26 protein-coding genes are annotated in these 23,333 nt (G+C 38.3%); 11 read left to right on the forward strand and 15 right to left on the reverse strand.

Annotation, left to right across the window (positions count from 1 at the left end; all coding sequences use genetic code 11):
* Nucleotides 1–118 precede the first annotated feature (118 nt).
* Genes GZH82_RS10545 through GZH82_RS10575 form a run of 7 tightly spaced genes read left to right on the forward strand, consistent with a single transcriptional unit; the run spans nt 119 to nt 5,889 of the window.
* Nucleotides 119–2,536: a Na+/H+ antiporter subunit A gene (locus GZH82_RS10545; RefSeq protein WP_162682443.1), complete on the forward strand. Its 2,418-nt coding sequence runs from the start codon at nt 119–121 to the stop codon at nt 2,534–2,536.
* Nucleotides 2,499–2,945 carry a Na(+)/H(+) antiporter subunit B gene (locus GZH82_RS10550; protein WP_019166976.1) on the forward strand — a complete coding sequence of 149 codons (447 nt, stop codon included), beginning with the start codon at nt 2,499–2,501 and terminating at the stop codon, nt 2,943–2,945. Before GZH82_RS10545 ends, GZH82_RS10550 begins: the two co-directional genes overlap by 38 nt.
* Nucleotides 2,945–3,292, forward strand: a complete 348-nt coding sequence (gene mnhC1 / locus GZH82_RS10555; RefSeq protein WP_162682444.1) for a Na+/H+ antiporter Mnh1 subunit C — start codon at nt 2,945–2,947, stop codon at nt 3,290–3,292. Before GZH82_RS10550 ends, mnhC1 begins: the two co-directional genes overlap by 1 nt.
* A complete protein-coding gene (locus tag GZH82_RS10560; RefSeq protein WP_162682445.1) occupies nt 3,282–4,781 on the forward strand; it encodes a Na+/H+ antiporter subunit D in 1,500 nt (499 codons plus the stop codon). Before mnhC1 ends, GZH82_RS10560 begins: the two co-directional genes overlap by 11 nt.
* A 1-nt stretch (nt 4,782) precedes the next feature.
* Nucleotides 4,783–5,262 (forward strand): Na+/H+ antiporter subunit E, encoded by a 480-nt coding sequence (locus GZH82_RS10565; RefSeq protein ID WP_162682446.1) that lies wholly within the window; start codon nt 4,783–4,785, stop codon nt 5,260–5,262.
* Nucleotides 5,262–5,555, forward strand: a complete 294-nt coding sequence (locus tag GZH82_RS10570) for a Na(+)/H(+) antiporter subunit F1 (RefSeq protein ID WP_162682447.1) — start codon at nt 5,262–5,264, stop codon at nt 5,553–5,555. Before GZH82_RS10565 ends, GZH82_RS10570 begins: the two co-directional genes overlap by 1 nt.
* The gene (locus tag GZH82_RS10575) at nt 5,533–5,889 is read left to right on the forward strand and encodes a Na+/H+ antiporter subunit G1 (protein ID WP_162682448.1); all 357 of its coding nucleotides are present in this window, start codon (nt 5,533–5,535) and stop codon (nt 5,887–5,889) included. Before GZH82_RS10570 ends, GZH82_RS10575 begins: the two co-directional genes overlap by 23 nt.
* A gap of 632 nt (nt 5,890–6,521) precedes the next feature.
* On the opposite strand, the gene GZH82_RS10580 is transcribed toward GZH82_RS10575, so the two are convergent.
* The 6 genes from GZH82_RS10580 to GZH82_RS10605 form a co-directional block, all read right to left on the reverse strand.
* The gene (locus GZH82_RS10580) at nt 6,522–6,899 is read right to left on the reverse strand and encodes a PaaI family thioesterase (protein ID WP_162682449.1); all 378 of its coding nucleotides are present in this window, start codon (nt 6,897–6,899) and stop codon (nt 6,522–6,524) included.
* A gap of 25 nt (nt 6,900–6,924) precedes the next feature.
* Nucleotides 6,925–8,238: a Na+/H+ antiporter family protein gene (locus tag GZH82_RS10585; protein WP_162682450.1), complete on the reverse strand. Its 1,314-nt coding sequence runs from the start codon at nt 8,236–8,238 to the stop codon at nt 6,925–6,927.
* Nucleotides 8,239–8,376: 138 nt separating this feature from the next.
* The gene (locus GZH82_RS10590; RefSeq protein WP_162682451.1) at nt 8,377–9,864 is read right to left on the reverse strand and encodes a leucyl aminopeptidase family protein; all 1,488 of its coding nucleotides are present in this window, start codon (nt 9,862–9,864) and stop codon (nt 8,377–8,379) included.
* Between the two features lie 265 nt (nt 9,865–10,129).
* Nucleotides 10,130–11,332, reverse strand: coding sequence for an NAD(P)/FAD-dependent oxidoreductase (locus GZH82_RS10595; protein ID WP_162682452.1), 1,203 nt, complete (start codon nt 11,330–11,332; stop codon nt 10,130–10,132).
* 444 nt (nt 11,333–11,776) lie between these two features.
* The gene (locus tag GZH82_RS10600; protein ID WP_014614425.1) at nt 11,777–12,136 is read right to left on the reverse strand and encodes a HesB/IscA family protein; all 360 of its coding nucleotides are present in this window, start codon (nt 12,134–12,136) and stop codon (nt 11,777–11,779) included.
* A gap of 12 nt (nt 12,137–12,148) precedes the next feature.
* A complete protein-coding gene (locus GZH82_RS10605; RefSeq protein ID WP_019166985.1) occupies nt 12,149–12,385 on the reverse strand; it encodes a YuzB family protein in 237 nt (78 codons plus the stop codon).
* A gap of 290 nt (nt 12,386–12,675) precedes the next feature.
* On the opposite strand from GZH82_RS10605, the gene GZH82_RS10610 reads away from it, so the two are divergent.
* On the forward strand, nt 12,676–13,740 hold the full coding sequence (locus GZH82_RS10610; protein WP_162682453.1) for an NAD(P)/FAD-dependent oxidoreductase: 1,065 nt from the start codon (nt 12,676–12,678) through the stop codon (nt 13,738–13,740).
* Nucleotides 13,741–14,113: 373 nt separating this feature from the next.
* On the opposite strand, the gene GZH82_RS10615 is transcribed toward GZH82_RS10610, so the two are convergent.
* Nucleotides 14,114–14,443, reverse strand: a complete 330-nt coding sequence (locus tag GZH82_RS10615) for a YuzD family protein (RefSeq protein ID WP_162682454.1) — start codon at nt 14,441–14,443, stop codon at nt 14,114–14,116.
* 103 nt (nt 14,444–14,546) lie between these two features.
* Here GZH82_RS10615 and GZH82_RS10620 point away from each other — a divergent pair, with 103 nt between their 5' ends.
* Entirely contained in the window at nt 14,547–14,789 is a 243-nt protein-coding gene (locus GZH82_RS10620; protein ID WP_014614429.1) for a NifU family protein, read from the forward strand.
* Nucleotides 14,790–14,878: 89 nt separating this feature from the next.
* On the opposite strand, the gene GZH82_RS10625 is transcribed toward GZH82_RS10620, so the two are convergent.
* The 3 genes from GZH82_RS10625 to GZH82_RS10635 are packed head-to-tail and all read right to left on the reverse strand — an operon-like array spanning nt 14,879 to nt 17,071.
* Nucleotides 14,879–15,844, reverse strand: coding sequence for a 2-hydroxyacid dehydrogenase (locus GZH82_RS10625; protein WP_162682455.1), 966 nt, complete (start codon nt 15,842–15,844; stop codon nt 14,879–14,881).
* A gap of 6 nt (nt 15,845–15,850) precedes the next feature.
* Nucleotides 15,851–16,636 carry a TIGR01457 family HAD-type hydrolase gene (locus GZH82_RS10630; RefSeq protein WP_162682456.1) on the reverse strand — a complete coding sequence of 262 codons (786 nt, stop codon included), beginning with the start codon at nt 16,634–16,636 and terminating at the stop codon, nt 15,851–15,853.
* Nucleotides 16,637–16,639: 3 nt separating this feature from the next.
* Nucleotides 16,640–17,071: a DUF86 domain-containing protein gene (locus GZH82_RS10635; RefSeq protein ID WP_203232807.1), complete on the reverse strand. Its 432-nt coding sequence runs from the start codon at nt 17,069–17,071 to the stop codon at nt 16,640–16,642.
* Nucleotides 17,072–17,171: 100 nt separating this feature from the next.
* On the opposite strand from GZH82_RS10635, the gene GZH82_RS10640 reads away from it, so the two are divergent.
* Nucleotides 17,172–17,438 (forward strand): DUF3055 domain-containing protein, encoded by a 267-nt coding sequence (locus tag GZH82_RS10640; RefSeq protein WP_162682458.1) that lies wholly within the window; start codon nt 17,172–17,174, stop codon nt 17,436–17,438.
* Between the two features lie 607 nt (nt 17,439–18,045).
* Here the strand turns inward: GZH82_RS10640 and GZH82_RS10645 are convergent.
* From GZH82_RS10645 to GZH82_RS10665, 5 genes are all read right to left on the reverse strand, one after another.
* Nucleotides 18,046–18,411: a YutD family protein gene (locus GZH82_RS10645; protein ID WP_014614434.1), complete on the reverse strand. Its 366-nt coding sequence runs from the start codon at nt 18,409–18,411 to the stop codon at nt 18,046–18,048.
* An 18-nt stretch (nt 18,412–18,429) separates the two neighbouring features.
* Entirely contained in the window at nt 18,430–19,347 is a 918-nt protein-coding gene (lipA, locus tag GZH82_RS10650) for a lipoyl synthase (RefSeq protein ID WP_014614435.1), read from the reverse strand.
* Between the two features lie 76 nt (nt 19,348–19,423).
* Nucleotides 19,424–20,752 (reverse strand): bifunctional metallophosphatase/5'-nucleotidase, encoded by a 1,329-nt coding sequence (locus GZH82_RS10655; RefSeq protein WP_162682459.1) that lies wholly within the window; start codon nt 20,750–20,752, stop codon nt 19,424–19,426.
* Nucleotides 20,753–20,768: 16 nt separating this feature from the next.
* On the reverse strand, nt 20,769–21,587 hold the full coding sequence (locus GZH82_RS10660; RefSeq protein ID WP_203232885.1) for a sulfite exporter TauE/SafE family protein: 819 nt from the start codon (nt 21,585–21,587) through the stop codon (nt 20,769–20,771).
* Nucleotides 21,588–21,607: 20 nt separating this feature from the next.
* Entirely contained in the window at nt 21,608–22,456 is an 849-nt protein-coding gene (locus GZH82_RS10665; RefSeq protein WP_162683049.1) for a DUF72 domain-containing protein, read from the reverse strand.
* A 180-nt stretch (nt 22,457–22,636) separates the two neighbouring features.
* On the opposite strand from GZH82_RS10665, the gene GZH82_RS10670 reads away from it, so the two are divergent.
* Nucleotides 22,637–23,332 (forward strand): alpha/beta hydrolase family protein, encoded by a 696-nt coding sequence (locus GZH82_RS10670; RefSeq protein ID WP_162682461.1) that lies wholly within the window; start codon nt 22,637–22,639, stop codon nt 23,330–23,332.
* Nucleotide 23,333 lies beyond the last annotated feature (1 nt).

Below are 23,333 nucleotides of genomic sequence, written 5' to 3' on the forward strand. Positions count from 1 at the left end.
TGTTTCTTCTTATTTAAAAGTGATTGAAATCTAGACGCATCTATGTGTAGCCATGTTTTTCAGACGTTTCACAATCATGTATAATAGATATATCGTAGTTTTTAAAGGAGGGCAATTTATGAGTTGGTTACATATGGCGGTACTATTGCCGTTAATATTCGCAATACTCATTCCGATATTGTATCACTATTACAAACGCATCCATCTCGGTTGGTTTGTTTTGCCGATACCGGTCGTATTGTTTGCTTATTTTTTATCTTATATTAAACCAACAATGTCCGGGCAATTTACAGAACAGTCTGCTGCTTGGATGCCACAAATTGGGATGAACTTTGACGTTTATGTCGATGGTCTAGGTTTACTTTTTAGTTTACTGATTACAGGCATTGGGAGTCTTGTTGTACTATATTCAATTAGTTATTTAAGCCAATCAGAACAACTCGGCCATTTTTATTGTTACTTGTTAATGTTTATGAGTGCGATGCTCGGCGTCGTCCTTTCTGATAATTTACTCGTCCTTTATTTTTTCTGGGAGTTAACATCATTTTCAAGTTTCTTATTGATTTCTTTTTGGCGACACAAAGACAAGTCACTTTATGGTGCAATGAAGTCAATGATGATTACCGTTTTTGGTGGTTTATCACTACTAGGTGGTTTCATCTTACTTTACCTCGCTTCAGGCACGTGGCGTATTCGTGATATTATCGAAAACGTTGACCAAATTCAAACGTCACCGATTTTTCTACTCGCCATGATTTTTGTGATTATTGGTGCAATGACAAAATCTGCACAATTTCCGTTTTACATTTGGTTACCTGATGCGATGGAAGCGCCGACACCGGTCAGTGCGTATCTTCATTCAGCAACAATGGTTAAAGCAGGTATTTATCTCATTGCCCGTTTAACACCGATTTTTGCAGTGTCACAAGGTTGGATTTGGGCTGTAACCGCTTTTGGTCTCGTGACGCTTTTCTGGGGCTCGCTTAATGCGACGAAGCAACTAGATCTTAAAGGGATTTTAGCATTTTCAACTGTATCTCAACTTGGGATGATCATGTCGATGCTCGGCATTGGTGCAGTGAGCTATCATTTCCAAGGGGATGAAAGTCAGTTATACCTTGCCGCATACAGTGCAGCTATTTTCCATCTCATCAACCACGCAACATTTAAAGGTGCACTGTTTATGATTACAGGTGCCGTGGACCATGCGACGGGAACGCGTGATATTCGTAAACTCGGTGGCTTAATGACGATGATGCCGATTTCATTCACTTTATCTATCATTACGTCATTAAGTATGGCTGGGGTACCACCATTTAACGGTTTCTTATCTAAGGAAGCCTTTATCGAATCTATGATAGAAGTGACACATGCCTCTGTCTTTAGTTTAAATACAGTCGGTTTGTTAATTCCTATCATCGCGATTGTCGGTAGTATTTTCACATTTGTGTATTCATTTAAATTTATTGTGGAAATTTTCTTAGGTGATCACAAACCTGACGCACTACCGAACAAAGCACATGAAGCTTCAATACTGATGAATATTTCACCAACGATTTTAGCCGTTTTAGTCATTTCGATTGGATTATTCCCTAGTATTGTATCTGCACCACTCGTTGAACCTGCAGTCAAATCGATTACGAACACAAATGAAGTGAGTGCGTCATTCCATTTATGGCACGGCTTCACACCAGCATTTATCGCAACTTTAGTTATTTATGCTGTCGGTGCCATACTTATACTAACGGCAAAACGTTGGGTACCCATATTGAGAGGTATTCCTAACGCGATGACCTTAAATCATTGGTATAACCAAACAGGACGTTATACACCGTACTACGCGACACAAATTACGCGTACTTATATGACAGGATTTAATCGCAACAATTTAGTCATTATCTTTTTCATGATGATTGTCCTTACTTTTGTGACACTCATTTTCGTACCTTTCACAGTTGACTTTATGAAGGTATCGCCTATCAGACTTTATGAATTTGTCTCAGTGATTACGATTACGATTGCGGCGATTATGATTATTTTTGCGCGTTCACGATTGTTCAGCATTATCATGTTAAGTGCTGTTGGTTACTCTATGGCGATTTTCTTTATTTTCTTTAATGCGCCTGACCTTGCCTTAACACAATTCGTTGTAGAAACGATTTCAACGGCATTGTTCTTACTTTGTTTCTATCACTTGCCTAATATGAGTCGTTACAACGAATCTGTACGCTATCGTGTCGTTAATGCGATCATTTCTATCGGGGTCGGCGCAGTCGTGATTGTGTTAGGTTTAATCGCATACGGCAACCGTCACTTCGAATCCATTAGTGAATTCTACAAAGCACATGTTTATGACTTAGCTGAAGGTAAAAACATGGTCAACGTTATACTTGTCGACTTCCGTGGTACCGATACATTGTTCGAATCATCAGTACTCGGCATCGCAGGTATGGGGATTTACACATTAATTAAATTACGTGCGAAACATAAAAACGGTTATGAAAGGGTTGAGAAGATTGAACAGACAGAAAAATGATTTAATTGCGCAGTATTCATCATTAATTATCTTTTTCTTAATTATGATGTTCGGCTTCTCACTTTTCTTAGCTGGACATTATACACCAGGTGGCGGCTTTATCGGTGGTTTACTCGTCTCAAGTGCGCTCGTCATTATTGCAGTGGCATTTGACGTTAAAACATTGCGTAAAGTTTTCCCGTGGGATTTCAAAAAATTAATTGCTGTAGGCTTAACGTTTTGTGTAGGTGCACCTATGCTCAGTTGGACATACGGTAAGAACTTTTTCACACATACGTCTGTGGATATTCCGTTGCCATTGCTACAACCGATGCATGTGCATACAGCTGTGATTTTCGATACCGGCGTCCTTTTTGTCGTTATTGGCACAGTACTTACAATTATTCTAACGATTGGAGAGAATGAGTAATGGAAATTGTTTTAATCGTCGTTTGTGGCTTGTTAACTTCCATCAGTGTGTACCTCATTCTTTCTAAAAGTTTGATCAGAATTATTATCGGTACAACATTATTATCACACGCTGCAAACTTATTTATTTTAACAATGGGTGGGCTTAAAAACGGGAACGTCCCTATTTATGAAAAAGGCGTTACTGATTATGTGGACCCAATCCCACAAGCATTAATTTTAACAGCGATTGTTATTTCATTTGCGGTTACTGCCTTTTTCTTAGTACTCGCTTTCAGAAGTTATAAAGAATTAGGAACAGACAACGTAGAAAGAATGAAAGGGGTGCCACAAGAAGATGATGAATGAAAACTTGATCGTTATGGTGTTAGTTGTCCCAATTATTACAGCGATTCTGTTAATTGTCAGTGGACTCCGACCTTTTATTAAACGTTACATCGCATTAACTGGGACACTTGTCACGTTAGCGTTTTCGATATGGAATTTAGTCAACGTATGGCAAAGCGGTCATCCGATTGTTTTAAGATTGGGATCATGGGAGGCACCTTATAGTATCGTTTTCGTACTAGATTTATTTAGTGCCCTCCTCGTGACAACAAGTATTATTATTACGTTACTAATTATTTTATTTTCGTACCAGTCGATTGGCCTACACCGTGAAACATATTATTACTACTTCACAGTGATGATGATGCTCACGGGGATTAACGGTGCTTTTATTACAGGCGATATCTTTAACTTATTCGTCTTTTTCGAAGTATTTTTAATGTCATCATATGGCTTAATGGTTATTGGTGGAACTAAAATTCAACTTCAAGAAAGCGTCAAATACTTGTTAGTGAACGTTGTTTCTTCTGCCTTTTTTGTCATGGCAGTCGGCATACTATACTCTATCGTCGGCACATTGAACTTGGCGGACATTAGTCTAAAGTTAAATACACTTTCAGAGGATCATCCAGGACTATTAAGTGTCGCATTTATTCTATTCATCTTTGTATTTGCGACAAAAGCCGGGGCCTTCCCAATGTATGTATGGTTACCGGGTGCTTACTATGCGCCACCATTTGCCATTATCGCGTTTTTCGGTGCCCTACTTACAAAAGTCGGCGTTTATGCGATTGCACGTGTCATGAGCTTATTTTTCCATGATACATTGACTTTCTCGCATTACACGATTTTAGCACTCGCATTGTTAACCATTATTTTTGGTTCAGTCGGTGCGGTTGGTTTCCGTGATACGAAGCGCATTATTTTATACAACATTATGATTGCGGTCGGCGTCATTTTAGTCGGTGTGGGCTTAATGAACGAATCAGGCATGGTCGGTGCGATTTACTACACCCTTCACGATATGTTAATTAAAGCCGCACTATTTTTCCTGATTGGGATTATGTTTAAAATTACGAAAACAACGGACTTACGTAAATTTGGTGGTCTGATTTATCACTATCCATTATTAGGTTGGACATTTTTCATTGCTGCATTAAGTTTAGCTGGGATTCCGCCATTAAGTGGTTTTTATGGCAAACTTTACATCGTGCAAGCCGCATTTGAAGAAGGCTTCTATGCGACAGGAATTATCGTACTCCTTTCAAGTCTTGTTGTACTTTATTCAGTCATCAACATCTTTTTACGTGGTTTCTTTGGTAAAAGTTACGGCTATGTGTACAACCCACGCTTACATCACCGCGGTTTATTAGCAGTGAGTGTTTTAGCAGTCGTTATTTCGGTGGTCTTTGGTCTTACAGCGGGTCAACTGTATCCAATCGTTGCAGAAGCTGCGAAGTCATTCTATCAACCAGACACGTATATTCATAGCGTATTGGGGGTGCAGTAATATGGCAATACAAATCGTCATTAATTTATTTTTAGCGTTATTTTGGCTGTTCGTCTCTGACAGTTATACGATGAACGCTTTTGTCTTAGGATATCTTTTCGCTTTATTACTTGTATTTTTAATGCGCAAACTATTACCTGGACGCTTTTACGTGATTACGTTATACAAAGTCGTTAAACTCGTATTTGTCTTTTTACTCGAACTCATCAAAGCGAATATTGATGTATTGCGCATTATCCTTCAACCACGCATTAAAAATGAATCTGCTTTTTTCGTTTATGAAACAGACTTAGAGCACCCTTGGCAAGTCGCATTATTATCGAATTTAATCACATTAACACCCGGTACTGTCGTAATCGGTGTCAATGATGATATGAAGCGTTTATATATTCACTGTTTAAACTTCTCGACAAAAGAAGAAGAAGTCGCTGGTATTAAAGGCTCTCTTGAAAAAGCAGTGAGAGAGGTGGGTGAATCGTAATGAACTATGATATTTTTATCATTATTGCCTTAGTCATCGTCGTTTTATCGATTTTAGCAATGCTTGTCCGTGTGATTCTTGGTCCTACATTGCCAGATCGTGTCGTGGCATTAGATGCGATTGGTATTCAGTTAATGGCGGTCATCGGATTGTTCTCAATTATTTTAGGCACACACTATATGATCGTGGCGATTCTCTTAATTGGGATTCTAGCCTTTTTGGGTACAGCCGTGTTCGCCAAATTTATGGATAAAGGTCAGGTGATTGAACATGACAGAAACGATCGCGATTAGTATCGGTTTGATTCTCGTTATCGTCGGTGCTTTATTTAGTGCCCTCGCAGCCATTGGAATGATACGTCTCGATGATGTGTACTCTCGTGCGCATGCTGCAGGTAAAGCTTCAACACTTGGCGCAATGTTGTTATTAACTGGGACTTTTATCTATTTTATCGGTAAAGAAGGCTACGTCAACTTTCAATTGATTATCGGGATTGTCTTTGTATTTATTACAGGTCCTTTAGCGAGTCATCTCGTATTGAAAGCAGCGTATAACCTTAAGACACCCGCTTCTAAACGATTGAAGCTTGATGAGATTAAAGAAGATATGAAAGATACAAAATTATAGAATGCATTTCGTTCGTTTATATTCAATACAAAAACGGCTGGGCGTACTTTCCCGGCCGTTTTTTTGTTCACGTTATATTTTTATTGTAACTGCCTTACCTTTACAGACAAAAGGGCTAGAGATAAAGCTTTCTCAGCCTTTAATACTCATGGATTAATGATTTATTTGCAATTAGAGGAGGGATAGGACATAAAAATTGATGCTATTGTTTTTGTTGATTTCATAAACTTGCCTTCAATTTCTTGCATTTGATGTAAGATTGTCCTGAAGGTTGAGGCTCCTGAGAGATAAAGTTGAAAACAAAATAATATCTTTTAATTTTGATAGTGGCTACTATTTAACGCAGTAGCTGTCTGACTTCTCAATGCTTGTACTTTTGAGAAATCTAGTCAGCCTTGCGGGGGCAGTACGACGAAATCTTTGTTGCACACGAAATTTCTGTACTGCGCCCAAAATCCAATTCGACTTCCTTCCAGTGTACACTGCAATCAAGCCGAATTGAAGGTTCAGCCCCTAGGAAACGCGAAGCCATGAGGGCAATCAAAAGCCACAAATCATAGGAAAAGGCAAGTTAAACAAAATACTGCATCAATAATATCAAAAATTTTTATGTCCTATCTCCTTCTCTCAAATTACTTCTTCAATTGTTTAATCGCAATGGTGCCACGCATGACTGAAATCAACTGCCCTGCTTCATTTTTAATATGAATGTCCCACACATGCGTTGTACTTCCTTGATGAAGAATGCGTGCTTCTGCATAGACAACACCTTCACGGACTGAGCTGATATGGTTCGCATTCATTTCCAACCCTAAAGGAATATGCGTCGAAGTGTCTAATAAATGGGCCGATCCTAACGAACATGCAGTTTCACCTAATGCGAGTGATGCACCGCCATGTAAATAACCAAATGGCTGTTTGACTTTATCCGTCACAGGCATGGACATTTTTAAATAACCGTCCTCCTGTGCTTCGACTTTCATTTCTAATAACTCGATTAAATTTGTCATGAGGGTCACTCCTCTTTTTCTAATATTATAATACGAGTGCCGCAATCGTTCCCATAATAATTAATGGAATGTTATAAAAGACAAAGTTCGGAATACACGTATCGCGAATATGATCGTGCTGACCGTCTACGTTGAGCCCTGCTGTTGGCCCTAATGTCGAATCGCTCGCTGGAGAACCTGAATCTCCAAGTGCGCTCGCTGTACCGATTAATGCGATCAATGCCATTGTACTCATTCCCATCGCTTCACCAAACGGTATAAAGAGCGTGGCTAAAATTGGAATCGTCGCAAATGAAGAACCAATCCCTAAAGTAACGACTAAACCAATGAGATACATGAGTACAATACTCACCAATAAATTATCTCCTGAAATCGCAGTTAAACCTGTCACTAACTTTTCAATATCACCTGTCGCATTCATCACACCTGCAAAACCGTTCGCAGTTAAAATAACGACACCGATGTAAGCCATAATTTTAATGCCATCCACAAATTGGTCGTCCAGTTTGCGCCAAGAATAAATACCAGAAATGAAAAAGACGAGCACCCCTGCCAATGCACCGAAAATCATTGAATCTGAGAACATTTGAACGAGAAATGTAGCCAAAATCGCGACAATCGTAACAATAATGACAGAAGGTTTTAAGTCCACAGCTACTTCTTCTTCTTGAGCTGCTGTTTCCCGATACATTCTCGGTTTACGATAATAAAACATTGCGATAATGAGTCCGATGATATAACCCGATGCTGGAATGAGCATTGCTTTCCAAATCATATTAAATGCAATCGGATGATGTGCCTTTTCAAATCCTTTTTGAATAATCTCATGGAAAATGTGACCGAAGCCAAATGGTAATAAGACATACGGAAAACATAGACCGAAACCAATAATCATCGCAATCAAGCGGCGATCAATTTTCAATTCATTAAATAAACTTAATAAAGGTGGAATCACTATTGGAATAAAAGCGATATGCACTGGAATCACGTTTTGACTCATGATGCTCAGTAATAGTAAGCTCACAATAATGAGTACTTTCACTTTAATTCTTGAAACTTTTGTCTCTTCTGCACGAATAGATAAAATCACTTTACGTACGAGATAATCTGTAATCCCACTGTATGAAATGAGTGCAGCAAAGCCACCTAGTAAAGCATAACTGAGCGCAACTTCTGCCCCATCAACAATATTTTCTGTAAAAGTTGTAATCGTTTTATCAAATGGCAGACCTGCAATCCATCCGCCGATCAGTGCACTAATAAATAAACTAATGACAACGTTGAGCCGACATAAACAGAGCACTATCATGATGACGACCGCTATTAACACAGCATTCATTTTCTCTATCTCCTTTAATTCATTATCGAGCTAAAGCATATGGGTATAATAGTAACAGTTGTCACGCCATTCGTCAATGATGACCACGTCAAAAATGAAGCGGGAGTGGCACAAATTCATGGCGCACTCCCAATTCTTTTACTGATTTATACCATATTGATTTTTCAACCATGTCACAATTGTAGAAATCATAAAGCCTGTTGGACCTTTTGGACCTTTATGTGTCGCTTTATTGATTGTCGCTGGTCCTGCAATATCGAAATGAAGATGCGGTGTTTGGCCACTGAAATGCGTAATAAATGCCGCCGCAAATAAAGCCTTACCGTGCGCATTGACATGGTTCGTTAAATCCGCCACATCAGATGCTTTAATATTTTTACGTTCTGTATCTGTAATCGGTAGTTCAAAGACAGGTTCTTCATAAATTTGAGAAGTTTGAAAGATTTGATTCAACACTTCTGGCTGTACACGATGTTGGAATACAGCTGCTTTATCTTCACCTAATGCAACAACTGCTGCTCCTGTCAGTGTTGCGAAGTCCATGATCACCTCAGGCTTGTATTGGTTCGCGTAAAACGTCGCATCAGCCAACACTAAACGTCCTTCTGCATCGGTATTCGGCACTTCTACTGTTTCACCACTGAGCGCTGTAAATACATCATCCGGCTTCATCGCATTATTCGCAATCATATTTTCTGCTGCCGCAATGACCGCTACAATATTAACTTTAAGTTTCAATGCTCGGATCGCTTCAACCATACCAATGACGTTGGCCGCACCACTCATATCAAATTTCATTGACGGCATGCCATTTTTAGATTTGATTGAATAACCACCTGAATCATACGTAATTCCTTTACCGACTAATGCAATCACTTGGTCTTCATGCTCTGAATCCCCTTGATATTCTAATGTAATCATGCGCGGAGGATGCACAGACCCTTTACCGACAGCTTGGACTAATCCGAATCCTTCTTGTTCAATCGCATATTCGTCTTTAATATGGACTTTAACTGATGTATCTTTAAAATACTGTTCAACCGTTTCAGCCAAATAAGCAGGCGTCATAATATTTGGCGGTGTATTACTTAAATCACGCGCACGGTTAATTGCTCGACCTAACTTTTGTCCCGCTTCAATTGACGCTGTATAGTCTGACACTTGGTCACAATCCAATACCATTTTAAGATGGAACGGTGCTTTTTTGTCAAATTTATAATCATCAAATTGATAAATCGCTTGTTCACTTTGAAGACCCATCAAATTAAATATCGTTTCTGATTCAAGTGATTTGGCTAAAAACGTATTCACTTTTAAATTAATTTTAGCAATCGCACCTTGTTGTAAATATTGGAATAATTTGCCCCATATTTTCAAATAATCTTGTGCTTTCAATTGATTTAGATTACCGAGACCTACCGTAATTAAACGATGCATTTGGCCTTCTATTGTAACTGCAGTGGACGCGATATCACCTACTTTTGAACTGATGATATCATGTGCTTTTAATTCCGTTAAGGCTTCTATAAACGCCGTATCCTGTTTCACGACATCGAAATATTGATTTAAATGTTTTGGAACACCCGCAATGATCGCAGCTGCTGTTTCTGTTTGCTGTGAAGACATAGCTTTCACTCCTTTTCAATATGTAAAAAAGGAGTGGAAGAGCAACCTAAATATGACATTTAGATCCCTTTTTCCACTCCCTGCAGTTATCATATACATTTTGTTGCACTGTATATGTGTACCGTATGCTTAAAATCTTTTTCTCTAATCAAGCATTGGACAGATGAAAATCATGTCGTTTCATCGTCAATGCATTATTTCAAAACCTTACTGAGTGAGACTACGGATTTTAATATTGTCGAATCAAAGCAGGGTCGATTGATGCTTAAAATTTACCTTTTTTGTAAGCTAAACCTAAACCACCAATTTTAAAGATGGCACGTGTATCAATCACACGTTTCATGAATGCTGCTTTTTTACCAATAATTTCACGGCCATAAACGATACCGACACCGTCATGACGACCTAATGAACATACTGTACCACGATCGATATATTTGAAGTTTTCTGTTGGTGCACCTTTTAAGATGTTCACAATGTTAGAAGCTGTTTTTTCACCTTGTTGCATTGCGATTTGTGCTGTTGTTGGTAATGGACGGTCGCCACCTTCAGGAATGAATGCAGATACGTCACCAATTACGAAGATGTCATCGTAACCCTCGATTGTTAAATCTTGTTTCGTTACAATACGTCCACGTTTAACACCTTCGAATGATTTTTCCATTAATTGGCTACCACGAACACCTGCAGCCCAAATCACTGTGTTCGCTTCTAATTGTTGCGCTTCGTCATTAATTTTAACAACGAAACCTTTTTCATTTGCTGCAACGATAGGTGTGCCGACTTTGAACTCTACACCACGTTGTTCTAAATAGCTAACTGCATGGCTGACAAGCTCATCAGAGAACATTGGTAACATTTTTGGCGCAGCTTCTACACAAGTCACTTTTACTTTGCTTTGTTCTACACCATATTTGTTAGCAAGTTCAGGAATACGGTCTGTTAATTCACCTAAAAATTCAATTCCAGTGAATCCTGCTCCGCCTACAAGAATCGCTAAGTCTTTGTCGTCTTTTGTTTTTGATGCAGCATAATTTGCAAATTTATCTTCAAGATGGCGAGAAATTTGACGCGCAGTATTGACATTTTCGATTTGGAAAGCATGTTCTTTCATACCTTCAATACCAAATGTTTCTGACTCAAAGCCTAAAGCAACAACTAAAATGTCATATTCGAAAATACCACGTGTTGTTTCAACTTTTTTCGCATTGCGGTCGATTTTTGTCACTTCCGCACGAACGAAATCAACATGTTTTTTCAACACGTTTTCGATTGGATATAAAACATCCTCATAACTCAATGTACCTGCTGAAGCTTCATGTAACCAAGTTGCTTCATAGTGATAGTCATTTTTGTTGATTAAAGTAATCTGTGCGTCTTGTTCTGATAATTTTTTTTGAAGTTTTGTAACAGTTTGTAAGCCCGCATAACCAGCACCTAAAACAAGTACTTTTTTACGTTCTGCCATTTGCATTCACCTATTCTTTCGTAAATATAATCAATTTCCAATAATACTGTATACCCTCTCAATTTTCACAGTACACAAAATTGTAAAATGTTGTCATTAATAAGTGTATAGTTTTTTATTATTGAATTCAAGTTAATACCCTATAAGTTTTCAACAGATTTTCATTATTTTTGTCGCTCGCTTTTTCAATCCTTCTTACTTTTCTATTTTTTAATGGATTGTGACGAGTCAAATTATCATAAGTGCGCTTGACTCATGCTATGACACCTACTTGACCTCGTTTGAATGCATCCCTGTCATACGAAGAAAACCGAGACGATTCGACATGACGAAAAGTCTCGGATATTCAATATAACTGTGTGGTTGATCTCATATGTTACATTTCAGTCTTTTTAAGCGTGACAAAAACCGTATTAAAAAGGATATCGTCCTCCATTCACCCCATTAACAACTTTCTGGTGAACCTGCTGCCTGCGCTGTTCTGAATGAGCTACCACAACCACATGAGGCAATCGCGTTCGGATTATCGATTTGGAAACCGCCACCCATAAGAGATTGTTTGAAGTCAATTGTTGTGCCATTTAAAATCGGCGCGTCTTCTTTATCTACAAGTACTTTTAAACCGAAAAATTCAAGTACTTCATCGTTTTCACCTGGTTCAGCTTCAGCAGTCATGCCGTACGTTAAACCTGTACAACCCCCACCGTTTACTTTCACTTTTAAATAACCATCTGCCATATCATTTTGTTTCAACATATCTTTCACTTCATATGCTGCTGCTTCTGTCAAATTGACTACCGCCATGTTTTAGCCTCCTTAAAAAATCCACGTTTCTTCTATATGCTTATAAATATTTTGCAATAAATCGTCTGGCGTATCACCTTCGACTATATCTCCATTCACAAGTGCGTAAAGCCCCGACGAACAAATTCCACAGTTTTGAAGGCAACCATAATCTAGAACGTCCACTCCCGGATCATTTTCTAAAGTTTGGTAAACAACTTCTGAACCTCTCGCCATATTAGAAATACAAAACTCGACAATCGGATTCATTTTACACCCTCTTCTATGTTTTAATGTTATCAGTATAACAAATTTTAGAACGGACATCTATGTGACGGCTCATGTTAACGCTTTATCATGCGCGTGGGTTTGATTGAAAAAATTGGTTTATGAAAAATTTTGAAAGCATGTGTTTTCCTTTGTTTGTGTGGCTTTCGAAAAAGGGATATAATTAAGTTCAGAGCTATTATCAATAACATGAACGGTACCTATTTCGTTTTGTGGGGAGTCCATTGCTGAAATAGATATCGGAATATACATCACTAAAGAGGGGTATCAAAATGAAGAATTTAGTATTGCTGGGCGGCGGTTATGGTAACATGCGCATTATGTCTAAAATTTTACCAGACGCGCTTCCAAATGATTATAATATAACGTTAATCGATCGGATGCCTTACCATGGGCTTAAAACAGAATTTTATGCATTAGCTGCTGGCTCTAAATCTGATAAAGAGGTACGTGTTAATTTCCCACAACATGACAGAACCCACACAGTATACGGAGAAATTACAGATATCGATTTAGACAATCAAATCATTTCTGTAGGTCAAACAAAAGTCGATTACGATGAATTAGTGATCGGTCTAGGCTGCGAAGATAAATACCACAATGTCCCGGGTGCTAAAGAACATACGTACAGCATTCAAACTTTACATGACGCTCGTAAAACTTACCACGATATTTCTGATCTTCCTACTCATGCAACAGTCGGTATTGTCGGTGCTGGTTTAAGCGGTATCGAACTTGCGAGTGCATTACGTGAAAGCCGCAGCGATTTGAAAATCTACTTATACGATCGCGGTGAGCGTATTTTAAATCAATTCCCTGAAAAATTAAGTAATTATGTTAAAAAATGGTTCGATCAACACGATGTCACAGTCGTGCCTAATTCTGATATCGTCAAAGTTGAACCAGGTATACTTTATAATAAAGAAACAAAAAATGAACACGACCTCATCGTCTGGACTGCAGGTATTCAACCTGTCGAAATCGTGCGTAATCTTCCAGTCGACTTAAGTCGTAGTCATCGCGTCATGGTGAACCAATATCACCAAATCCCAACGTATCCTAATGTATATGTTGTCGGGGACTGTGCGAACTTGCCACATGCACCGAGCGCACAACTCGCTGAAGAACAAGCAGACCAAATCGCGATGGTGTTAACTACATTGTGGAAAGGTAAAAGTTTACCTGAAAAAATGCCTGAAATTAAAATTCAAGGCTTCTTAGGTTCTCTAGGTGAAAAGAAAGGTTTCGCTTATTTGATGGACACAACAGTCACAGGACGTTTGGCTTCCATCTTGAAATCAGGCGTGCTTTGGTTGTATAAACATCACAACGGATAGAATTTGAGTTATCACTTTTCATTTATACTATATTTTTATAAATGCCAATATGAGCTTGCGTTCCCAGAGGTTGACCCTCGGGAGCCTCGCCCATTTTGGCATTTTTATATTGAGGATACTAAAGTCATATATCCAATGTTTTGAAAATAAAAAAACAAAAATGCTTATTTTTTACTCTAAATTAAGTTGCGTTTATTCATTATTTAAATAGCTCTGATTCTCATAAAACGATTTGGTGTTGGGACGACTTGAAAATCTAATCTTAACTATTTTTCGGTCACTCTATACATATGAATAAAGTCACAAAAAGTTTAATTTACATTAAAAACGGTAAGTGCTGATTCACACTCACCGCAATTGATCTAGACTTCCCCTATTCTGCTGATACTTCAAAGTTGTGCTCAATAAAACGTTTAATCGGCTTCAATTGAACATAACCATCTGCCACATATTCATCATTCATCGTCACAAGCGGATAAAACAATTCATCCTCTTGTATTTGTCCAATAAACTGCATATCATGGTCCGACAAATTATCTTGTGACCCCATAATATCAATATACGTATATTCAAAATCGATGTTTGGATATTTTCGTGGTAATAATGTTTTCAACCAATCATACGTGTTTTCCGAACTGGGCGCATTCACGCAACTTGCACAAACGACTTCTGCACCATAAACAACTACGCTTACCTTTTCCATAGCCATCCCCCTAACTGATTCGATAGATTTTTTGTACTGATTCTATTATAATAAAAAGATAAGGATAAAATGAACCATTTAAATTTGAAAGGAGGCATTACACATGCCAACTGAAAATGCTACAATGTACGATCAAGTTGCAGAAGTCATTGAGAAATTACGCCCGTTCTTATTACGTGACGGCGGTGACTGTGAACTTGTCGACGTGGAAGATGGTATTGTAAAACTTCAATTACTCGGTGCTTGTGGGACATGTCCAAGTAGTACAATTACTTTAAAAGCTGGTATTGAGCGTGCATTAGTAGAAGAAGTACCAGGTGTTGTCGAGGTCGAACAAGTATTCTAACAACATGTTGAATTCAATGTTGTATTTCATATGAGATGATAAAAGAGCTGGGATATTCGGTTTCCCGGCTCTTTTTTTATGTTGAAATGCTAATCTGCTTTAACTTGATTGCGTGGCTTTTGACCTTCTAAAACATCTTTAATATTTAATAAACACGTTTGAATCATTTGGTCGCGTGTAAGTACAGTCGCACTACCGATATGTGGTGTGACAATCACATTCGGATATTGAAGTAACGGATGATCTGTACGAATCGGTTCATCGCGTACGACATCTAAGCCACAGCCTGCAATTTCTCCTGTTTCAATCGCTTCAACGAGATCTTCTTCCACAACTAAATCACCACGACCGATATTAATGAAAATCGCGTCATTGCGCATGTTTTGGAATACTTCTTTATTGAATTTATTTTGCGTCTCAGGTGTAGACGGTGCTGTACAAATGACAAAATCACTTTCTTTAATCAATTTATCAAAAGATGTGTAAAACGCACCTAATTCTTGTTCAGCTTGAATATTTCGCGAACGGTTGTGGTATAAAATATCAGCGTGGAATCCTTTTAAACGACGCACAAAGGCACGACCAATCTCACCCATTCCAAAAATACCGACTTTCGAATGGTAAATATCTTTGCCGGCTAACAAATAAGGGCCCCAACTTTCCCATTTACCGTCTTGTACATATTTTTCTGCTTCTACGATACGTCGAGACGTTGCCATCATAAGCGCAAAGCCTAATTCAGCTGTTGTCTCAGTAAGCACATGTGGTGTGTTTGAAATTTCGACTTCATGTTGCGCTGCTGCATGTAAATCAATATTGTCGTAACCTACAGCCATATTGGCGACGACTTTCAAATTCGGTGCCGCTTCAAACAAAGTGGCATCGATTTTTTCACTCAACGTTACAAGTATCGCTGTTTTATCTTGGACTGCTGCTAAAAATTTCTCGCGTGGCATAGGTGTTAGTTCATGATCCCACATTTCAACTTCGCCTAAAGTTTCAAGACGTTCTACAAATTTTTGTGGAATACGTCGTGTTACTAAAATTTTTTCCATCTCTCATCACTCGCCTTTGATTAATTGTTCACGTAACTCATTCAAATCTTTCACACTATAAGTTGGTGGTACATCACGTTGCATTACTTCTTCTTTCGACGTCACACCTGTTTGAACATGAATCGTATCGATGCCAAAGTTAATACCTGCCATAATATCCGTATCATACAAATCACCAATCATCGCCACTTCATCCTTATTCAATTGCAACACTTCTAACGACTTTTCCATAATTGGTGTTTCAGGTTTACCAATAAAAATCGGCTGTTGCTTCGATGACACAGTGACGACGCTTGTTAAAGAACCGTTGCCTGGTAAAAAGCCTTGTTCTTTAGGAATCGATGGGTCCGGATTTGTAGAAATAAATGTGGCACCGTTTTGAACTGCTAACGTTGCTGTCGTTAATTTTTCATAAGTAATCGCTTCGTCCAATCCTACAACGACGTAATCGACATCGATATCATTTTTAAGTTGTAAGCCCGCCTCTTCTAATGCTGTCGCCAATCCAGAGCCCCCAATCATAAATACTGTGGCACCTGGCTTTTCGCTATCAATATAATCTGCTGTTGCCATAGCTGACGTAATGACTTCTTGTGGTTTTGCGTCAATGGCCATCGTCGTTAATTTTTCCACTACATCGACGGGTGCTTTCGTCGAATTATTCGTGACGTATAAATGTGGAATTTGATTTTCATTTAAGTAATCAATAAATTCAGATGCACCCTCAATTTTTTGATTACCTTTATACATCGTTCCATCCAAGTCGATTAAATAGCCTTTATATGCTTTCATTGCTTATTGCGCTCCTTTTCCAAATGCTGTTACAGGGACATTTTCATTTTCTAAAAACTGTAAAACTTCTTCAATAAACTGCTCATAAAATGGGACTGTTTGATCAAATAATGGGATTAACTGCGCTGGGTCTAATGTATCGTAATAGTGCACGAACTGACGACGCACATCAATCGTGTTGTGTAAAGCGTGCTGGGTCTCTTTAGAAATAGCACCCTCGAGTTCTAAAATATCAATCACATCTTTATAATTGCCTGGGTCTCTCAAAATAAAGGCATCGATAATCATGTTGCCGATATCGACTGAGGACTCAATCAACATTTGCGCGACACGTTCAAATGCGTAATGATTCGATTTTACCGCCTCATAATCTTCAGTAAGTTGTTTTAAATATTTTAATTTCGTTTCTAATTGCGTTTTATCAACAAAATACACTTTATGGTCACCCCTATTCCTCTCTATCATATCATAATTTTGCAAGCAACTTCATTTATCGCTATACTTGCCTTAACATGATTTTAAAGGAGTTACACACATGATAGATATGTTTTTATATGATGATATCGAACCTTCTCAAATTCGTTTTGTTGGCTTTGTTGGTGAACATAGCCGTTATGATTTAGTGTTGATTCAAACGGATCGTCATTATGGTAAGACGTTAGTGTTGAATACGCAGACGAATAAGTTTGGGATTATTGGGACGGATGATTTAGAGGAAGAAGGTTATATTGCTTATATTTTAGGTGTGAGTGAAACAGAAGGCGATGAGATTACGGCTTATTTGCATGAAGTGATTCAGTAGAGGGTTGATAAGCATTACGAATACTTACTTTTCCTTGGTTCATCCGATTGCCGAACCGTACTGTGCTTTCCCAGGGACTGCCCTCGCAAGGCTGACTAGACTTCTCAAAAGCACAAGCATTGAGAAGTCAGACAGCTACTGCGCTAAGCAGTAGCCACTATCAAAATTAAAAGATATTATTTGGTTTTCAACTTTATCCCTCGGGAGTCTTGCACGGTGTTGGGCAATCTTGGAACAGGAAAGATAATGGCACACCACAAAAGGTGATTATATTTGTGATGATAGTACGAAATATAATCAAACCTTAGATGATATCAACCATTTCTATCAATTTTTCGACCAACTAAAATAAGGAAAAACGAAAAAATCATGCTTCTGTAACGCTATTTGTCGGTTTTCCAGAGCATAAATTAATGACGCCCTACTTGTTATGTTTAAAAATATATCATTCCTTATGACTTCAACACTTCTCTCTTATGCCATACTTTCTTGCTTCAGAATTCACTTTAACACTCAATGATTAAAATCCCAATTAAAAACAGCATGCACACAATGAAGTTATCTAAACTTTACTATGCACACGCTGCTCATTTATCATTCAATTGATTTAATCTTGTATTGTCGGTTGTATTTTGACATCCTTCAATTTATCTGTTGCATCAATAGGCGCATCATGTCCTAATTGTTGTTCGACTTCTGCTTTTGAAAGTCGACGTACGACAAAGTAGGCACATCCAAAATTACAATATTCATAGAGATAATCTTGTATCGTTGAAAAGCGTTTGTTAAAATCTGCTTTTTTATAGGAATCATGATAAAAGCCCTTTAATCTCAATTGATCGTAACCATAATCCCCAACGACAAAGTCATATTTATCTAGAATTTCAGAATATCTCGCAATAAAATCATCTTCATTGAATCCATCTTTATATGACGTTAATAATTCAAAATAATGGTTTCCTACTTTAATCATACGTTCATCACCTGGTTCTTATAATTTAAGTTGTTCTTCACCAAGTCGATGTTTCGCTTTTGCTGCTTCATTTACTTGTTCATCTGCATGGTAAGAACTACGCACTAATGGACCCGCTTGACAATGTTTGAAGCCTTTTTCCATCGCAACTTTACGCAATTTACCAAATTCTAATGGTGTGTAGTATTTTTGAACTTTTAAATGTTTACGAGAAGGTTGTAAATATTGACCGATTGTTAAAATATCTACACCGTTCGCACGTAAATCATCCATCGTTTCGTGAAGTTCTTCAATTGTTTCGCCTAATCCCACCATAATACTTGATTTTGTCGGGATGTCTGGTTGCAATTCTTTAGAACGACGTAAAAATTCTAATGTACGATCGTAAGTGGCACGCGCACGCACTCTTGGTGTTAAGCGACGTACTGTTTCGATGTTGTGGTTTAAAATGTCTGGACGTGCAGCCATTAATGTTTCTAACGCTTCATAGTCGCCACCCATGTCAGAAGGTAAAATTTCAATTGTTGTGAATGGGTTCAGCTCACGAACTTTACGTACTGTTTCAGCGTAAACATTTGAACCCGCATCTTTCAAGTCATCACGCGCTACTGCAGTGATGACGACGTGTTTCAAGTTCATTTGTTTGACTGAATCAGCGACACGTTCTGGCTCACCTAAGTCCAACTCATTTGGTAAACCTGTTTTAACTGCGCAGAAACGACATGCACGTGTACAAACATCACCCAAAATCATAAATGTAGCCGTACGACGCTCACCCCAGCACTCGTGGATGTTTGGACATTTTGCTTCCTCACATACAGTATGTAGCCCCTTTTCGCGCATCATTTTCTTTAACCCTGTGTAGTTCTCGTTTGTGTTTAACTTTATTTTAAGCCAATCTGGTTTGCGTAAAATTTCTTCATTTTTTGTAGCCATAACAGCGGAAAACCTCCCATAATTTATAGGTCTTACTATATTATAACGAACTTTACAAGAAATTAAAATCTCCTGTTCATGCAAAAGAAATCGTTAACAACTTTTCTTTAAATATGTCCCTCAAAAATTCGGGCATTAAATATTGAATGTGACCGCCTTTTAATGTTGGAAAATAGCGTCCAAACGTGTACATATCTACCGTTCCTAAAATATAAGTCACCTCATCATCAATCTCTTTGCCATTCACAAAGTAACGTTCACTTGATTCAATGTAGCCCGCATGATATAAAATATAACCACCAAATATATCCCCACGAAAACCTAGACCTTGTGCGTAATCGTACATATATTCTTGAGCACGGGCTTTCAATAAGACTTCTTTTAATTCAGCCCCTGTTAATCGAATGCGTACGACATTAATCGGATGTGGCAACATTTGATGGATATCATACTCGGTTAATCGTTGTGCCGTGTAACCTTTTACAATCAGTCCCGCATTGATAATTGTACAGTCTGCTTCGGTAAATTCGTGTACACTTTCAGCTAACAAATAACTCGTTTCTGTAATATGATTCATCGCACGTTGCAAAGTAATCGGTGTATCCACGACTGGTGCGTTGAGGAGCGCTTTCCCTTCCGCTTCAAAATTCGTCTCAACTTCAGGTAATTGTTCGAGTGGATGTAACATCGCAGTTTTCTCAATGACTTTGCCGTTTTCTATCTCTAACGTCACTTCTCCTAAATATTGACCATACTTTCCTGCTGCCGCCATTAATACACCATTTTCGATCTCGCCGTCTTCAAAATAATGATGCGTATGGGCACCAAAGATGACGTCAATTTCTGGTATCGTTTCACAAAGTTTCTCATCAAAAAAGATACCGACATGGCTCAATACAATCAAAACATCATATTCACCTTCATGCGCGGCGATTTCTTGTCGTATCGCATCAAGCGGATCAGTCACCACCCAATCTAGCGCACGATAAAATGGCGTGAACGGCGCTGTTGCTGCGACATACATCACACGCACGCCTTCGATTCGTTCAATATAAGAAGTTAAAAAGTTGTGTGGTAATTGGCCTGATTCATCTAATACATTAGTACATGTCACTTTAAACTGTGCCTCATCGTACAATGCATTCAGCGCTTCATGTGAAATCGTCATGCCTTCATTGTTCCCAATTGTCGCTACATCACATCCCGCTTCATTCAGGAGTTCTATATTGCGCTTACCTAACGTTCCTTCTGTTACAGGTAAGGATAAATCGACATGATCGCCTATATCGACATAACGAGAAGGGTGCGTTAATTGTGCACGTGCCTTTGTTAAATATGCTGTGATACGTGAATAAGCATGTAAATGACTGTGAATATCATTTGTATGATAAATTGTTAAACGCATAATCTCGCCTCACTTTTTAGTTAAAGAATGATTGTAAAATGAGATAAATCCCTAATCCTAACATGACTAATCGTAAAATTAAGACTACGGTGTCGGATTTAATTGTTTTATTTAATCTCACACCTAATTGTGCACCGACCCAACTTGAAATAATCAAAATTAAACTGTAGCCCCATAACACATGACCTAACATAATATGGCCGATTGAACCCGTCACACTTGAGAAGAAAATCATCATCATGCTTGTCCCTACTGCGACGTGGGGTGGGAAACGAAACACAAGCAACATTAATGGGGTCATCAGTGCACCGCCGCCGATGCCAAATAAGCCTGCTGTTAAACCAATGACAAATGACGCGATAATCGCAATAGATGGAACCACACCATAGCGATAATGTTCACCGTGTGCATCTGTAAATGACTTCATATAACGTTCTTGTTGGAATGCTTTAATCGGTGGGATACGATGACGCACCATTAATAATACAGAGACGATGATCAAAAACATCCCAAAATATAAATTAAAAGAATGCAGCGTTAAATACTGGCTTAAGTAAGCACCAATCAACGCCCCTGGAATGATACCAATCGTGAATATAATCCCATTTTTCACATCCACTTGCTTTTGTTTTAAATAGCCTACCGTTGAGGACAACCCTGTCGCAATTAAAATAATGGACGATGTACCAATTGCCGTTTGAGGTGTAATGCCCCCTAAAATATTTAACGTGACACCAAAATAAATTAATGTCGGTACAATGATAATGCCGCCACCGATGCCAACGAGTGAGCCGATAATAGCAGAGAGAAAACCAACTAATATGAGAATAATCATACTCAAAATATAACCTCCCTTTAAAATAATTTAAGCTGTTGCGGGGCAAGCCCTTCGTAGTCTATCCCTAATAATTTCTGAAAGTATTTTGCATTATTTGCGGCGTGTCCACCTGAATTATTATTAAAAACAACATAGACTTGCTCTGCTTTATGATCTAATAACTTGATTTTGTCAGCTAATTGTTGAAGTTCCGCTTCAGAATAATCATAAAGATAGCGTACATTTCGCCATTCTTGGTCAGACATATCTTTTTTAGTCCATCCGTATTGATTCCGCCCATGAAATCGAACTAATCCCGTTTGATGCGTCATTCGATTCACAAAAGGAATACTGCCCTCACCCACTTGAGGCTCATCACACACCGAATGGATAAATTGATGTTCTGTTAAAAAGGCAAGCGTATGCTCTTTCATGTCGCCTTTAAACCAAGACTGATGTCGAAATTCTATACATACAGGCAACTGCTTCAACTGCTCGCGTACATAACGAATATATTGAATGTTCTTCGTAGAGCAATCAAACCACGGTGGAAATTGGACTAACACCATCGCGAGTTTTTGTGCTTCAACAAACGGTTCAATCATTAATCGAAAATCGTTGAACAATTGCGCAATCGAATCCGCAAAATCATGATAATCAGCATGAAGTGTTAATGCTTGATGGATTTTCACAACAAACTTAAACCGTTCAGGCGTCTCTCTAATCCATTTTAAAATATTATGTTCAGGCTGAATGGCATAATATGAAGCATCTAATTCAACAACTGGAAAATGACTTGCATACGTTTTTAATTTATCTGATTTTCTTTGTAAATCTTCGTACAGGGTGTCATGATCGCCCCACCCTGTTAGACCAATTTCTATCATTTTTATCACCGTATTTATTTTATCATATCAACATTGGGACTTGCCTTTTAATCACTTGCGTCCTCATATCTTCTTCTAAAACTGAGTTATTAACGTGCCTCATAGCTACCTTTACGGTTGACTAATATTAAAGCAGGGTATAAGTGAAGAAAATAATCTCACAATAAAGGAGCTTCAATCATGGTTGAACAAATCAAATATGGCACACATGAAGATCAACACTATGATGTCTACGAAAACCAACAGGCTCAATTCAATGCATGGATTGTGCTTATTCACGGGGGATATTGGCGCCAAAAATATAGCAAATCAATGATGGATCCTTATATCGACTTTTTTATTGATGCAGGCTATTCAGTCGTCAATATCGAATACCGTCGTGGCTCAGAGCACCCTTGGCCTTATCCAACTGAAGATGTTGCACAAGCTGTCTCACATTTTAAAGATTCAAACTACGTACCAACCCAAGTCATTGGTATAGGCCATTCTGTTGGCGGACAACTTGCGCTCCTTCAAGCTGATTTATTCAATCAAATCGTCGCACTTGCCCCTGTCACCGATATCCTTTACACCTTGCATCAACATTTAGGTCAAGATGCTGTAGCTGAATATTTTAATACTTCTGACACACATACACTACGAGAAGCCTCACCGCTGACTCAAATGCCGATTGATGTGGAAACATTAATCATTCACGGATTTAATGATACTTCTGTGCATATAGACACGACATTATCTTATGTACAAGAAAATTATAAAAACGGGCATTACATGACACTTTATGCATTGCCTTATTTAGATCATCTAGACTGTATTAATCCAACAGCGACACATCAAAATATGTTATTAGAATGGCTCTCTCATCGTGCCTCATAGA

Origin of the sequence: Staphylococcus sp. MI 10-1553, assembly GCF_010365305.1 — a bacterium.
In the GTDB taxonomy this organism is placed as follows: Bacteria; Bacillota; Bacilli; order Staphylococcales; family Staphylococcaceae; genus Staphylococcus.